The 15,537-nt window shown below is 35.3% G+C and carries 15 protein-coding genes; 1 reads left to right on the forward strand and 14 read right to left on the reverse strand.

From position 1 onward, the window contains the following. Positions 1–254: 254 nt before the first annotated feature. Positions 255–1,376: a P1 family peptidase gene (locus tag NTHER_RS14585; RefSeq protein ID WP_012449270.1), complete on the forward strand. Its 1,122-nt coding sequence runs from the start codon at positions 255–257 to the stop codon at positions 1,374–1,376. Positions 1,377–1,555: 179 nt separating this feature from the next. On the opposite strand, the gene NTHER_RS14590 is transcribed toward NTHER_RS14585, so the two are convergent. The 14 genes from NTHER_RS14590 to NTHER_RS15495 all read right to left on the reverse strand — a co-directional run bounded on the left by NTHER_RS14590 (position 1,556) and on the right by NTHER_RS15495 (position 15,055). Then, the gene (locus NTHER_RS14590; RefSeq protein WP_012449271.1) at positions 1,556–2,077 is read right to left on the reverse strand and encodes a flavodoxin family protein; all 522 of its coding nucleotides are present in this window, start codon (positions 2,075–2,077) and stop codon (positions 1,556–1,558) included. Positions 2,078–2,105: 28 nt separating this feature from the next. Continuing rightward, entirely contained in the window at positions 2,106–2,462 is a 357-nt protein-coding gene (yedF, locus tag NTHER_RS14595) for a sulfurtransferase-like selenium metabolism protein YedF (protein ID WP_012449272.1), read from the reverse strand. 35 nt (positions 2,463–2,497) lie between these two features. Beyond that, positions 2,498–2,977, reverse strand: coding sequence for a 23S rRNA (pseudouridine(1915)-N(3))-methyltransferase RlmH (gene rlmH, locus NTHER_RS14600; RefSeq protein WP_012449273.1), 480 nt, complete (start codon positions 2,975–2,977; stop codon positions 2,498–2,500). A gap of 139 nt (positions 2,978–3,116) precedes the next feature. Continuing rightward, complete coding sequence (locus tag NTHER_RS14605; protein ID WP_012449274.1) at positions 3,117–4,286, reverse strand: S1C family serine protease; 1,170 nt, start codon at positions 4,284–4,286, stop codon at positions 3,117–3,119. A gap of 78 nt (positions 4,287–4,364) precedes the next feature. Then, on the reverse strand, positions 4,365–5,150 hold the full coding sequence (locus tag NTHER_RS14610; protein ID WP_012449275.1) for an MBL fold metallo-hydrolase: 786 nt from the start codon (positions 5,148–5,150) through the stop codon (positions 4,365–4,367). Between the two features lie 65 nt (positions 5,151–5,215). After that, positions 5,216–6,370 (reverse strand): DUF362 domain-containing protein, encoded by a 1,155-nt coding sequence (locus NTHER_RS14615; protein WP_012449276.1) that lies wholly within the window; start codon positions 6,368–6,370, stop codon positions 5,216–5,218. 42 nt (positions 6,371–6,412) lie between these two features. After that, a complete protein-coding gene (locus NTHER_RS14620) occupies positions 6,413–7,039 on the reverse strand; it encodes a histidine phosphatase family protein (protein WP_012449277.1) in 627 nt (208 codons plus the stop codon). Between the two features lie 48 nt (positions 7,040–7,087). Then, positions 7,088–7,621, reverse strand: coding sequence for a ferredoxin domain-containing protein (locus NTHER_RS14625; RefSeq protein WP_012449278.1), 534 nt, complete (start codon positions 7,619–7,621; stop codon positions 7,088–7,090). Positions 7,622–7,624: 3 nt separating this feature from the next. Next, a complete protein-coding gene (yycI, locus tag NTHER_RS14630) occupies positions 7,625–8,572 on the reverse strand; it encodes a two-component system regulatory protein YycI (RefSeq protein ID WP_012449279.1) in 948 nt (315 codons plus the stop codon). A gap of 50 nt (positions 8,573–8,622) precedes the next feature. Beyond that, positions 8,623–10,176, reverse strand: a complete 1,554-nt coding sequence (gene yycH / locus NTHER_RS14635) for a two-component system activity regulator YycH (protein ID WP_012449280.1) — start codon at positions 10,174–10,176, stop codon at positions 8,623–8,625. After that, positions 10,157–11,995: an ATP-binding protein gene (locus NTHER_RS14640; RefSeq protein WP_012449281.1), complete on the reverse strand. Its 1,839-nt coding sequence runs from the start codon at positions 11,993–11,995 to the stop codon at positions 10,157–10,159. Before NTHER_RS14640 ends, yycH begins: the two co-directional genes overlap by 20 nt. Before the next feature lies 1 nt (position 11,996). Continuing rightward, entirely contained in the window at positions 11,997–12,701 is a 705-nt protein-coding gene (locus NTHER_RS14645) for a winged helix-turn-helix domain-containing protein (RefSeq protein WP_012449282.1), read from the reverse strand. A 275-nt stretch (positions 12,702–12,976) separates the two neighbouring features. Then, on the reverse strand, positions 12,977–13,408 hold the full coding sequence (locus tag NTHER_RS15490) for a NusG domain II-containing protein (RefSeq protein WP_012449283.1): 432 nt from the start codon (positions 13,406–13,408) through the stop codon (positions 12,977–12,979). Between the two features lie 240 nt (positions 13,409–13,648). After that, positions 13,649–15,055, reverse strand: a complete 1,407-nt coding sequence (locus NTHER_RS15495; RefSeq protein WP_012449284.1) for a peptidoglycan DD-metalloendopeptidase family protein — start codon at positions 15,053–15,055, stop codon at positions 13,649–13,651. Positions 15,056–15,537: the final 482 nt, after the last annotated feature.

The raw sequence follows: 15,537 nt of genomic DNA on the forward strand, positions 1-15,537 counted from the left end.
CTATTGGTTTTGGTGTTGAAATTGAAAATCATTCTCACCCCTGTATCATACTCGGTTATTAGTTTTAACGCAAAGTTTCTCACATTAAATTTTATTTGAATTGCTCTTTTATTCTCCTATAAATAAATATTTCCCTTGATTTCCGACTTTTTTACTCGGATTTTGTTATATTTAGAACTAATTTAATAGGAAGGATTAACATCTATATCGTTGAAGTTCTAATTGAAAACATAGAATTGATGGGAGGAACTTTTATGGAAATTCTAAGAATTAGAGATAGGGGGATTTTCCCTGGTTCGCTAATGCCAGGTACTAAAAATTGTATTACAGATGTATCTGGAGTTTGTGTAGAACATGAGACAATCCTTGAAGAAGATTTGTGTACAGGTGTAACTGCAATTCTCCCCCATAGTGGAGATCTATTTCAAGAAAAAGTCACAGGTGCTGCTCACATTATGAATGGTTTTACAAAATGTACTGGCTTATTGCAAGTCCAAGAACTTGGAACCATTGAAACTCCCATTATGCTGACTAACACTTTAAATGTAGGTAAGGTTTCCGATGCTACGATAGATTATATGGTTAATCAAAGTAATGAACAATATCGAATTAATAGTATAAATCCGGTCATTCTTGAATGTAATGATGGATATTTAAATAACATCCAGAAGCGTCCTGTAGAAAAGTCCCATGTTTATTCTGCTATTAACAATTCTTCCAGTAAAAAAGTTAAAGAGGGAAGCGTAGGTGCTGGTACAGGTATGATAACCTTTGGTTTTAAGGGAGGGATTGGTTCTAGCTCACGGGTAATTTCCTGGGAAAATCGAAGTTATACCCTGGGAACCTTAGTCTTATCTAATTTTGGTAGTAAGAATAATCTTGAAATTCAAGGCATACCTGTTGGGAAATATTTGAACCAGAATAATTCTGTTAATACAGATCAAGATGAAAAGCCCGAACTTTCCGATTCCAGTGGTTCAATTATAATGATTTTAGCCACTGATATCCCATTGAATAGCCGTCAACTAAAAAGGATAGCTAAAAGAGCTCCTCTTGGCCTTTCTAAGGTTGGTGGATTTGCTTCTCATGGTAGTGGAGAAGTTGCTTTAGCTTTTTCAAATGTAAATATATCACCTTTTCTCTCTAAAAATACTCCCAATAATAAATTAAATATAACTGAAGAAAGAGAACATTATTTATCCACAAGTTATCTTGACCACCCCCAACTTATGAACAATATTTTTCAAGCTGCTGTAGAAACAGTAGAGGAAAGTGTTTTAAATGCATTAAGCTGTAGTAATTCGATAACAGCCTATCAAGATCGAACTGTTAAAGCACTTCCCTGGGATGAAATCACCCATCTATTCAATAAATAGCGCTGTTATATTTCTTGTTAATACTATAAAATTTCTCTAAGGATTTTAATAGATAATACAAATTTTAAGATAAAATATCCACAAGTTCCTAGTTATCCAAAAGTAATTAACAAGTTTTCCACAGAAATGTTAACAACTCTTGTGGATAAATTAAATAAAGCCTCCGAAAAACGGAGGCTTTATTTATTCAACATATTTATAAATTCATCAACTTTTTGATTTAATTGATCAGGTTTTTTTAAAATCTCTTCTTTTATATCCATTTGAGTAATAACTTGATTATCTTTATGAGAAACAAGTTCAGTTAACTTATCTAAAGCAGACATAGCTTGACCTCTATATGTACAAAATAGGGCAAATTTCTGATTTTGAAAGAAATGGTTTCTAATAAAAGAACGAATCACTGGTGCATAGGAACCCGCCCATACTGGAGTTCCAAGAATTAATAAATCGTAGTTTTCCGGTTGAATCTCATAACTTGATAATTTCGGCGTTTCTTTCAAAAATACTTGTTTTCCTCCATACAAATACTTAAGGAATTTACTATCAGGAACATCTTGAACAGGCTGTAATTCCAAAAGCTCACAGGGTAACCTTTTGGATATCCCTCGAGCAACCTCCCGAGTCGATCCCTCATTGGAATAATAAACAAGTAAAGTTTGTGAATTTCCTTGCTCTTTTATATTTCCACCTCCTTGCAATTAGATTAGGTTTACAAGCCATAATTAATCATCCAATTGTAATTACTTTATCTGCCTGAGCCATTAGTTCCATATTCAAATACATATTTCCAATCTGTCCTACTGAAATATCTTCTTCCAAATCAAAATACTCTACGCAAATTCCACAGGCCATTATTTCCACACCTTTTTCCTCTAATACTCTTAGAGATGATAATGTAGGTTCTTTTGTAGCAAGTTTAACCCCTTCATTTAACAGTAGAATGTGGGTAGGTAAATGTTCATTATCGCCTTCTTCCAAGGTATAAAGATAACTCGACATTAATTTTTTTCCAAGTTCTCTGTCAGATTCACCAAAAGATTCATCGGTAATTAATAAAATATAATTATTTAATTGATCGGACATGGGTTTCCCTCCTTATTTGAGTATATATTAAATTTTCAGTAATGATACGGTTCATTGTGGATTATCTTAATAGCTCGATAAAGTTGTTCAGTCAAAATTAGTCTCATTAACTGATGAGGGAATGTAAACTTAGAAAAAGATAATAGCATATTAGCTTCCTTTTTTAATGAATTCGATAAACCCAAGGTGCCTCCAATGATAAAAGTAAATTGGTTAATTCCTTCTAGAGTTAGGTTTTCTATTTGTTGAGCAAAATTTTCGGATGTGAATTGGGAACCTTCCGAATCTAAAGCAATAATATAATCCCTTGAGGACAATTTTGATTTAATTCGGTTTTCTTCTTCTATTAAAACCTTTTCAATTTCTGCTTGATATAATTTATTGGGAAGAACTGAATCTTTAACTTCAGTTATTTCTAGACCCGTATACGGTCGCAATCGTTTTTGATATTCTTCAATACCTCGGATTAAATATTTTTCCTTAATCTTCCCTACTGCTACCACTCTAAATTTCATCCTCAATCCCCCATTTTAATAAAAAAAGCTGTTATATTTATTTATTGGTACTGTAGAATTTTCAATTGAACGCATCATGCGAGTTTGATAAAAATAAATACCGGACAGAAGAATTGCCCGGTATTTATTACAATTTCTACTATTGATCTAGTCTAGGATCACCTTCTAAAGTCATATCTAAAGTAATTTCTTCTCCTTCTCTTAATACAGTCACTTCTACATTGTCGCCAACATCATAATCATTACGAACATTTCGCAATTTCGCTTGACTATCTATTTGTTCTCCTGCAAACTCAATTAAAATATCCCCTCTTTGCATACCGGCTTCAGCAGCAGGGCTGTTTGGTTCTATTTCCTGGATAAATATACCGTAGTTCACTGGTAAATTATATATTTCAGCAATATAGGGGTCTATTTCTTGGATGTAAATTCCTATCCAAGGTCGTTCCACAAAGCCGTATTCAATTAAATCCTCAACTATTTCCGAAACACGGTTACTTGGTATTGCAAATCCCATACCTTCTACTCCAGCATCCCTAATTTTTACACTGTTTATACCTATAACTTCACCTAAAGCGTTTACCAGGGGGCCTCCACTATTTCCGGGATTAATAGCTGCATCTGTTTGAATTAGGCTAATGTAGTCTTCACCAACTCTTACTTTCCGATCCGTAGCACTAATCACTCCAGCAGTGACTGATTGCTGGAAAGCCAATCCCAATGGGTTACCAATGGCAATAGTCATCTCACCGGCAACTAACTCATCAGAATCACCAAATTCTGCACTATGAAGTTCTTCTTTATCAAAGTTTTGTGGATCAACTTCTAAAACTGCCAGATCTGTTTCAGGGTCTTCACCAACTATTTCTGCCTCTGCACTTTTCCCTTCTTCTATTGTGACGACCACTTCTTCAGCAGCTTCAATAACATGATAATTAGTTACGATTAAACCTTCAGGTTCAATGACAACACCTGAACCTGTACCTCGATCCATAGTTTGATCCCAAGCTTGAGCCCTGTTAGTGACACCAACCACTGCTGGCATCACCTCTTGGGCAGCACGAACTACAGGAGTATCTTGATATTCTTCGGGGTCAATATCTTCCCAAAATAAGTGATCCTCTTCATCGCTATTTGGCTCTGACTGTTCCGCCTCTTTTTGAGGGGATTCTTTCATTTCTGTTTCTAATCTACCTGCAACGGCAGGAGGAAGTATAATAGCAGTTAATACCCCTCCGATGATAGCACTTAGTAAGGCAACTATAATTATGGAGACAAAACTAGGTCCTTGTCGTTTATAAAAAGACATGTTATTACCCCCTCTAGTTTTGATAGCTGTGATAAAATTATAGCACAGCCATTTTACGAGCTTCAAATGGTTTATTAATTAAAGAGTGAATGTTATAGGGGGGCCAGATCTTTCGGCAACTTTAAAAGGTACATCAATACCCATATCCTGTCCTATCTTGCTTAAAGAGTTTGATACAAAGTTCCTGACCAGATCAGGACAATTATTATTCTCACTTAAATGACCAAGAATTAACCAACGTAAATTTTCATTAATTAAATTAGGTAAACAATGAACCAAAGTATTATTAGATATATGACCCTTCCTGCTACGAATTCTTTTTTTAAGGTATTCGGGGTAACTGCTACGAGATAACAAATCTGGATCGTGATTTGATTCTAAAATCAATCCATGACAATTAGTAAGTTTCTTAAACATGGGTGGTGTAAAAATCCCTGAATCAGTTGCAATACCTAACTTTTTCTCAGGTGTATAAAGACACAGTCCCACTGGATCAACAGCGTCATGGCTTACAGGAAATGGTTCAATGTAAAGATCTTGTATATATAAGCCTTGTTTGGGAAGTTCTTTCTCAGATTTCTCAGGGACAGTTCCTATTATACTTGGCAATAATGGCCAAGTATCTCTAGTTGCATAAACAGGGATATTAAAACGTCTAGCTAGGACTCCCACACCTTTTACATGATCTCTATGTTCGTGGGTGACAATTATACCCGTTAATTCTTTAGGATCTTTATTTACATTGGCCATTTTCCTCTCAATTGCTTTCCCGGACAGACCAGCATCAATTAAAAGCTTAGTATCATAGTATTCTATATAAATTGAATTTCCATTACTTCCACTAGCTAAAACAGCAACTTCCACCGGTTTCCCTCACTTTCTCAACAATTATCTAAAAGAATCATCTATTGTTGTAGTTTATAAGTCACTTACTTTTTGTCTTCTTCAGGTTTTTCTTTACTGTTGACTTTTATTAAATCATAATCTTTTTGCCCCATGCCTAATTCCTCGGCGTAATCTACATGCCACTGTGGATGTTTACCAGTGACTTGATTAAACAATTCCTTGCCAGGAGTGACATTGTTTTCCGCTGCTTTTGACTGAGGTAGGGGTTCAGCTTCTTTTATAATATCTAGAGTGGCTTGTTCAATAGCAACTATATCATCAGATACTAGCACTCCCTGATCCTGGATGAGAGGGGTATCTGCCATGGGCATACAGTCACATTCAGGTTGAACTTCTAATATAAAGTTTATGTATAAAATTCTTCCTTCTTGGAATGTCTGTACAGCTGCATAGGCTGCTTCACTTAACCCCTTTTGGAAGCGCTCTTCAGATTGGGGTACAATTAAAGCTTCTTCTTTACATACCCTGGCACAACGTCCACATTTCACACATATTTCATAATTAATTTCTATTTGATCTTCTTCAGTACGATATATCGCATCATGGGGACAGACATCTACACATCTTTCACAAAGAGTACAATTTTCGGGTTCCCACTTCAAACCAGTATTTTGAGCAAAGTGAATACGTCCCCGTTCCGCATGTCCACACTCATTTTTACAACTAATTGCTCCCATACCAAGATTTTTGATTGCTCCGCCAAAACCAGAGCCGATATGACCTTTACAATGAGAGATTACAATCATACTTGGTGCATCATGAATTGCCGATGCAATACCTATTTCACCTAAAATCGGGCCTGACTCTACATTTACTAAATCCTTGCCAAATAAACCATCAGCTAAGACCATGGGAGCTCCTAAAGACAGGTGATTTAAACCTTCACTATTGGCCACTTCTAGGTATTCAATACCAGGAATGCGGACAGTATCAGTTACAAAAGGTTTTCCTCCCGCTTGTTTCACAGCTTCAACTACTTTTTGAATAAAAATAGGTCTAACAACCCTGTGTCCTCCATAGGATCCAAAATGAGTTTTAATAGCTACGTAATCATCTTTTTCAAAATAGTTCCCTACATCTACCTGATCTAAAATTTCCTCTAACTTGGCTACCAAACTGTAATAATAATCAAACTCCGTCGCTCTCGCGTCTGCAAACCAAATTTTGCTATTTGTCAAGTTCCATCCCTCCTGCTAGTAAAGTTATTAAGACTAAAAGTCTTAATTAAATAAATGAGATGTATCATTCATTTTGACAATTCTTCCTTTATCATACTCATACCAATAGGAAATCTCTGTTATAGAAGCATTGCTAAAAGTATACGGCCATGGGGTATGATAAAAACTATATCCCGTCAAATAAACAACCAAACCTCCCAGCACACGTCCATGACTAACTACTGCGATATTGGGACGATTCAGATTACCATTATAATTTGAAAAAATTTTATCATAAAAATCTGAAACTCTATTTTTTAAGTTCATCATCCCTTCTTCCTCGGGAATGGAAGTAGCAAAGAAATCTTCTTCCAATTTCATACCTAGATCAGGATATTTATCTTTAATTTCCTCTCTAGTATGGCCTTCAATCACACCCCAGCAATATTCACTTAACAATTCATCAACTATGGGATCCAAAGAGTGATATTTGCAGATTTCCTTAGCAGTATCGTGAGCTCTTGATAAAGAACTTGTGTACACTGCATCAAAAGATTCATTTCTTAATTTTTCTGCAAGGTTTTGAGCTTGTTTGCATCCACGATCTGTTAATTGGTATTCTTTCTTACCTTGAAATCGTTCTTCAAAGTTTCCTGTTGATTCACCATGGCGAATTAATAATAATCTCATAGTTCAACCCTCTCTTGTTGATTATTATTTTGGAATATCAGGTACAAATTATCTGTCAAAGTAAATACTCTTCCCACCTGAAAATAAAGGTAATCCATAGGCTATTTTTACATCATCACCTAAAAGTTTGAGCTCTAGAGCTGCTTTACCCACAGTAAACATGACTCTATTGTCCACTCTCAAGTCAGCCGCTTTGCTAACAGCCGAACCAATAGCAATACCCAAGTCACCGGGATTAAACGCACAGATTCCATTATCACGATGATTCTCTTGACAATTATTGTATCCGCAAAACCCACAAGGATGTACATCTAGTCTACTTACTTTAGTGCCAAAAAGCACTACATAAGGACTTTTTTTAAGATTGTCAGCATCTCTTTTAAAAAAATCGGCAATTGACCCTTCTCTGTCGGCAATATTGTACATTTGTTCCCGTAAACGCTCCAAATTTTCTTCTGATACAACTGAGGTGACCAGGTTATCCACACCCTTACCCTTAGGAGCTGTCCGCGCTGCTATAGCAATTAACTCAGCTGCTGTTCTTAACCCATTTTGTTCTAGTTCTTCTCCGTTTACCTGCATCTGTCAATACACCCCTTCCCGTTCTATTTCACCTGTAAACGCATTTATATAATAAACTTCTCTGGTATCAAATTCAATTCTCCAAACAGGAACCGCTTCCCATGTTTCGGCAGTATATTCTTCCGTATAGTATCCAAAGGTGATTCCAGTAATTCTTTGTATTTCCGTATAACTTGGTAAATACTCACCCAATCTTAATAATGCCATTGTGGCAGGTATAACTTCAATATTTTCTTCTTTAAGTCCTTCTTTTTGTAAAAGATAAATCTCCGCTCCTTTGATTCCGTTAGGCGATAGAGTAATTACAGCGTACCCCCCATACATCAAATGGTCATCAAATTCTTGATAGTAGATCATATCGACTAACTCTTCTTCATCATTTAACCACTCAAAATTTTCATTCTCATCATGGATTCTTGTAATTTCCTCTTTAGAATAACGGTATTTCCCATGATAGCTAAATTCATCTGTTAAATTTAGCTTTTTTAAAAAATTATTGATCAATTCTCGAGAGGCTTCTTCTGAATCTTTAGTTAATTGCTTCTGGGAGTCAGGTAAATAAGCTTCCTTAAATCTTATAGATAGCTTTCCAGAAGATCCTTGAGTAATTATCATATTTTCGTCATGGGATAAAATTCTTGTTTCACCACTATTGTCATCATTGCCATCGATTAAAAAACTACCATCAACAATAGCTTCCGCCACCTCGGTTACTCTTAGTTCATAATTGCTAACAGAGATATGCTGGGAATCAAAAATATTATCGGGAATATCACCATCAAAAACCACATTTTGTTTTTCTAAATTTTGTTTAACTTCCTCTCGTTCTTCTTCTGATATTTGGGCTCTTAGATAAGTCAAATCAGAATCATTAATAACTTTATAACCTAAAACTATATTCAAAAGCAAAAAGGCAACTAATAAAATATTTTTAGCCTGTCCCCAATCCACATAAATTCACCCTTCCTTCATATCATCCCAAAGAATTGACTTTAAATAATCTAATATAAACTATCTCTCGATGAATTCCAAGCAGGAAAATTCTTAGATTCATCACCTGACTCTATATTCCAAACTGGAAGAATATAATACTCGTTCTCGCCTTCTGCAGATTGAAGTTCATACCCAAGGGTGATGTTATCTAGCCCTTTTAATTTATTAGCTGCATCTAAAATCTGTTTTTCTAATTCTTTAGTTAAAACCTGTAAATCTTGCTCTTGTTCAATATCAAAACTAAGCTCTTCTCCACCATCATAAAGTTCTTCAGCAATCCAGTTTTTGATAATTTCTTGAATCTCTACCAAATTCCCCTCTTCTTTATCAAGCTTTTTAAAGCTCTCTGGTATATGTCTAAAATACTCTACTAACTTATTATCTGCCATAGATATATTCAATAAAAATTCATTCAAAATTGGAAAACCATGATGATAATACAGATAATTTATTTCAGTCAAATTGTAGGTAGAGTCTTGAAATTCACTGCTAGGCGTAGTTAGCTGTGCTGCTTTCAGATTATCAACCCAGCCACCATAAAGTGAAATAAATCGTCCACCTCTATCTAAGAAAGTATTAGAATCAGCAGTTCTTATACTATCCCTGGTTTGTGGGGCATTATATTGTAAACCGCCATCAGGATAAAACCTGAGCCCTCTTTGACCATCGGTATATATAGTAGTACCATCTCGTTCCTCTATTTTTCTAACAAAGGATAAGTCTAAAAAGAAAGCTTTCGCCAATTTCTCCTTGTTCTGCTCTTCAAAATTTAAAACTTGAGGAATCAGATCAAGGTTTTCAAGCTCTTTGTCAGTGGGTAAGTACATTGTATACCCTTTATCGTGAATCTCCTCTGATTTTAATTTTAAGATTTCATACCATTCTTTTGAAATGGAGTCAGGAACTTGACCTAACAGGTCTTCAATATCCGCCAAGTACTCCTGTCCCGTATGATAGAAAATTTCAGCTATATCCTGAGAAGTTATTTCTTGACCTGATTCTAAATTCCGTTTTTCTAATTCTTCTTGTTCAAACTCTTCAAATCCTAACACTGACATGTTAACAGGATAACCATCTTGAGAGCCGTTATCAACTAGATAAATTTGGGGATTTTCATCTAAGGTCACAAGTAAATCTGAATATTCTTCGTCATAATTGGAAGGTAACCCGTATTCTCCATTCAGCATCAAGTTTAAAGGTGATACTCCAGAAAATTTATATATAAAATAAGGTTTAGTTAGCTCTAATGATTCTTTATCTTTAATATTTCCAGTAGTAAAATTCTCTCCTGTTATAATGTTGTCCCAAAATAGCTTCCAGACTTGTTCATATACCTCTCTGTCCCGTCTTAAAAGAAAAATTTGCTCATTAGCATGATAGACAATTTTTTCAGGTTTAACCTGTTGAAATAGTTCAGGATTGTCGCCATAGGTTATTTCTTCTATATTTGGTTCTTCAGACCTTTCATAGTGATAATCCGTGACCCAAAGACGACTAGTAAGGAAAATACTATTTATGACTAATATAACTAACAATACAGTTTTAATTTGCTCCCAATTCATATTGAACCTCCTGATTTTTCGGGAGATAAACGATCACTTCCGTTCCCCTTCCCTCTTGACTGGATACGTTAATGTCTCCACCATGATTTCTGATTATTTCCCGGGAAATAGCCAGGCCGAGGCCACTTCCTCCCCGGGCCCTAGAGCGAGCCTTTTCCACCCGGTAAAACCGTTCAAAGATCCGGGGTAAATCTTCAGCCGGGATACCCATACCATTGTCTTTCACTGAAATTTTAATGTTTTCATAATAATCTTCAACGGTGATTTGAATCCATTCACCAGAAGGACTGTATTTAATTGCGTTTTCTAATATATTTGTAAATACCTGAGTCAGTTTATCTGAATCCCCAGAAATCCTGATAAATTCAGGTTTTTCATTAAAGACGTCAATATACTCTCCTTCTAAACTTTTATAATCTAAATGCAGTTCTATTTTTTGATCTTTTGTAAGTGATTCAATTGCAGATATACTTCTATCAAGTACATCCATAAAATTAATATCTCTACATTCTATAATAGGCTCCTTCCTGTCAAGCTGGGACAATACTAGCAGATCTTTCACCATAGTTACCATTCGATCTGTCTCTTGTTGCACTACTTTTAAGAACCGTGGAGCAATCTCATCATCCTTGTGGGCACCATCTAAAAGAGTCTCCACATAGCTCTTAACTGAGGTTAAAGGAGTTCGAAGTTCATGAGAAACATTGGCTACAAATTCTTGGCGCATTTGAATCAATTTTTCCTGCTCCGTTATATCATTTAAAGCAATGATGACTCCTTCGTATTGTTTTTCTTCAGATTTAAAGGGGACTAATTGTGCTCTCACCACCATATCTTCATTTGTTGTCAGGTTTTTTTCTTCCTTAACATTTGTTTCACCTTTCAGTATTTGATCAAATTCTTCATCAGTAAAAAACTTAGATAGTAACTCTTTGGCGCACTGACCTCGTAACTTTTCTCTTTCAACATTTAACATTCTTTCCGCAGCTGGATTAATATGAATTATTTCCTTATTGCTATTAACAGCAATAACTCCGTCACTCATTTGTGTTAGGATAGCTTCAATTTTCCCTTTTTCTGACGAAATTTCTTTCAAAGTCGAGTCCAAGCGAGAGGCTAAATGGTTAAACATTCGACCAAGATTCCCGATTTCATCATCACTTTTTACATCGATACGTTGATTAAAATCACCTTGGGCCATAGCCTGAGCTGTCCTTGTAACTACTTTCACAGGCTTAGTTATCGTCTTAGATAAGATAATCCCTAGGAGAGCTGTTACAAGCATGGCGAAAAGTGTCCCTGTAAATAAAATAGTTCTAATTTCACTCAATGTATTATCAACACGTTCTAATGAACCTACCAAATAAACAGCTCCTATTACTTGGTTCCCGCTTTCTATAGGAATTGCAAGGGATTTTTGTCGAATATTTGTATTTGGATTTATTCTAATATTACTCCCTTGACTCCCAGCTAGGGCTCTAGTAATTTCTTCTTCCACAATAATATTTCCTTGAAGTTCTTCCTCGCCCGAGGAAGTAGCCAGGACTCTACCATTTTCATCTAATATTGTAATCTCATTATGAGCTTGCTGGCCAAACTCCCCGAGCAATTGAGAAATTTGATCAGCATCTTGTTCTTCGGTCATGTGCCTTTGCAGCAAGCTTTTTGCTAGTTCGGCTTCTGTTGACATACGTTCACTATAATCATCTAGATAGTATTGATCAAGTGACTGTAATAGATAAACACTAATTAGCTCCATGGCTAATAGCACCAGTAATAGATATATAACAACCAGTTTCCACTGGACTGTTTTAAACATATTAAGTCCTCCTAAGGTAATAACCCATACCTCTTTTAGTCATTATATAGCTTGGGCTCCCTGGATCATCTTCTAATTTCTCTCTTAAGCGCCTAATGGTAACATCAACGGTACGGTCTTCCCCAATAAAGTCGTATCCCCAGACTTCTTCAATCATCCGTTCCCGAGAAATTACTTCTCCTTGTCGTTTGACTAAATAAACGAATAATTGAAATTCCCGATAAGTCAGATCTATGGCTTGCCCCTGTTTTTTTACTTCAGCAGTTTTTAGATTTATTTCAACATCGTTATACTTCAAAATATCCTCATCTTTTTCACTACTTGAAGAATCTTGCCCAGATAAATTGACTCTTCGGAGTAAGGCCTTAATCCTGGCTAACAGTTCTCTGTTTCCAAAGGGCTTAGTAACGTAATCATCTGCTCCCAATTCTAATCCCAACACCTTATCAACTTCCGAATCCTTGGCTGTTAATACTAAAATGGGAACCGAACTTTGGGAGCGAATCTCCTTACAAACTGAAAAACCATCTTTTCCAGGTAACATCAGGTCTAAAACTATTATGTGTGGAGAAAAGCTGGCAAACTTCTCTAATCCATCTTCACCATTATAGGCGACCTCTGTTTCATACCCTTCTTTGACAAGATTGAAATTAATGATATCAGCTATAGGTTGTTCATCTTCTACAATTAAAACTCTGTAACTCATTTAATTCACCTGCTTAACATAATTATTACTTTTATACATTATTTCGCTCTTAACTAAACAATTCCTGCTCATATATAAAAGGATAAAATTACATAAAAAAAGATAGCGGTGCTTAGCACCGCTATCGATAAATCTATATTAAGAGGGGGTCAGACCTAATTTGATTAACTGTTATCTTTATTATAACCCATAAATGTTACAAGAATATTACAAACAGGTTAAAATTCCGTAACAACCCCCTCTGTGAGTCACAAGTTACATTATCAAAGGATTCATTAACCTGTAATTCTATCTAAATCATCATCATCTTCAATCCCCTCTAAATGAATTATCAGCCTATTGGGGACACAAACAATAGCCTGTCCTTCTCTCTGTACCCATCCAGTGTCTGCACAGATACCTCTTGGACAAACATCTTCTGGCATTCTTTGAATTCGCGCCCGATTGTGTTCCAGTTCAATAATAGCTTCATAATCCACATCTTGCAATGGTACCTCCACTTCCTTTGATTCTCCTTCAGGAGGTAACTCTACACGATCTACCTCTTCTCCATGTAATTCAATAACTGCTATTATATCCTGAGTTTCTTGACCTGCCCCAGGATTCAACCAAAAAAAAGCCATGCTAGCTAAAAAAGCCACTAATATTAAAACAGCAACAACTATATCGCCTTTTGTAATCACCTGTAAGTATTTAGACAAGCTCAATTTCCTCACCTCCAGAGTCTTCTTGATTATACAAATAAATAATATATTTAGCAAGATTATTAATTATGGCTGTATTAAAGTTGGATATCTATAACTGTAAAATTTCAATTATACAGTATCAGCTAGTTATAGCAGCTCCTAATTAAAATGATTACAAATAAACAAGGCCCTACCAATAAAAGGTAGAGCCTGTTCACCTAAATCACTTTACAAAAATCCTAGTTTGGGTATTTATTTTTATTATTGAGGTGCAAAGTAATTTAACGGATTAGTATGGCTCCCATGTCGGTGAATTTCAAAATGAAGATGTGCCCCGGTACTACGGCCTGTACTACCTACAAGGCCAATTACATCTCCTCTGTTAACCTGTTGCCCTTCTTGAACGTGATTTTCAGAATTATGAGCGTAATAGGTCTCATAACCGCCAGAATGTTCTATTACAATTAGATTTCCGTAACCACCTTTATAACCTGAAAAAGTAACTGTTCCGCTTGCAGCTGCCCTAACTGGTGTTCCCCGAGGAGCAGCAAAATCAACACCACTATGAAAGCCTGCTCCACGAGGGCCATAACCTGAGGTGAAACGTCCACTAGAAGGGTTTATAGGAAATAAAAACCTATCACCTTCAGCTCTAGGCCTTTGCGCTGAACCTCTAACAATTACTTGATTTTCAGGTTCTTCTAATATTTCTTTTCTTAAAACTTCTTGTTCCTTTTCTTGCCCGTTTTTTTTATGGACTCTATATTCTACTTCCCTTTTCCCTACATTTCCTGGTTCCATTACCTTAGATTCATCCCACCAAAGAGAAGAATCAGTTCGATATTCTGTATCATAGGAAATTGATTCTTTAACCTTTCGTTTTTTAGTAGTACGCACATTGACATAACTCTCGGTTTTCACTAACTCTATCTCTTCACCAGGGCGCAACATTTCATCTTCATCAAGCTGAGGATTTGCCTCCCTCAATTGACTTACTGTTTTATCGGTTTCATCGGCAATAGTCCAAAGGGAGTCCCCTGATTGAACTTCATAAGTTTCTGTGTACTCAGTCCCATTTAAAATAATACTTATAGCACTATCCTTGTCTATTAATTTACCAGGATAAATCTCTTTAGTTTCCACTCTAATATCTTCTTCAATTTCAACTTCTTCAATATCACCATCTACAAAGTGTTGAGCCACATCTTCTGCTATCTCATCAGGAGAGAGCTCTTCTCTAATAACCCCTATTTTCTCATTATCCACGTATAAAGCGTAACCTCTGGTGTGAAAAGTCAAGTTTTCTTTGAGCTTTTCTTTGATTTCAATCATATCGTCAGTAGGACTAGTTTGTCTATGTTCTTCTTCAATTTCAAGTTCTTCTGCAATATATAAATTATCAATATCGTATTCGTCCTCTACTTCTGACTTAATTTCCTTTAAAATTTCCTCAATTTTATCCCTTTGCTCTCTATCAATTACTGCTATTTCTTCATTCTGTATATATAAGGTATTTACATACCCTGCATTGAATTCTTTTGTTTGGGAATATGTATATAAGCCAGCTCCTAAAGTAAGTACTGCCACGAATCCACAAAATAGTTTTTTAGGAGCCATTATACTCTTGAAACTTTCTTTTAAACTGTCATTTCCTGATTTATCTTCCATAATATCCCTCCCCTAAACTGTTATCCTAGTATACTCAGACCCGTCAACTTTTATTCTTCAGAAATGCAAAAATACCTTCTTTAAATTTTTTACAATTTCATTATATTTTTACAAAATGTAATACTTTAAAACATGTTTTGCCATTAAATTTAAAAAAACGATAAAAAACTTTATAAAATTTGATCTGTATATGCAATTTTTTTATTAATAGTGAAATTTCATAATATTGAAATTATTTTTAATTTTTCAGCAGGAAAATTAACATAAAAATAGAATTAACTATATACTACTACCAGAAAAAAGTTTTAATAATGTACGTGACCTTATAAATATATATTTATAAAGAGCTTTATAAGGTCGTAATCAATTTAATGACAAGCATATAATTTAGAACTTAAATAAAAAAACAGGAGGTGATATTTGTTAACATAATTAAATAGTTATTTGCCCATTGAACTAAAGTTAGTGAACTAAAACAATTA

Origin of the sequence: Natranaerobius thermophilus JW/NM-WN-LF (genome assembly GCF_000020005.1) — a bacterium.
Lineage (GTDB): Bacteria > Bacillota > Natranaerobiia > Natranaerobiales > Natranaerobiaceae > Natranaerobius > Natranaerobius thermophilus.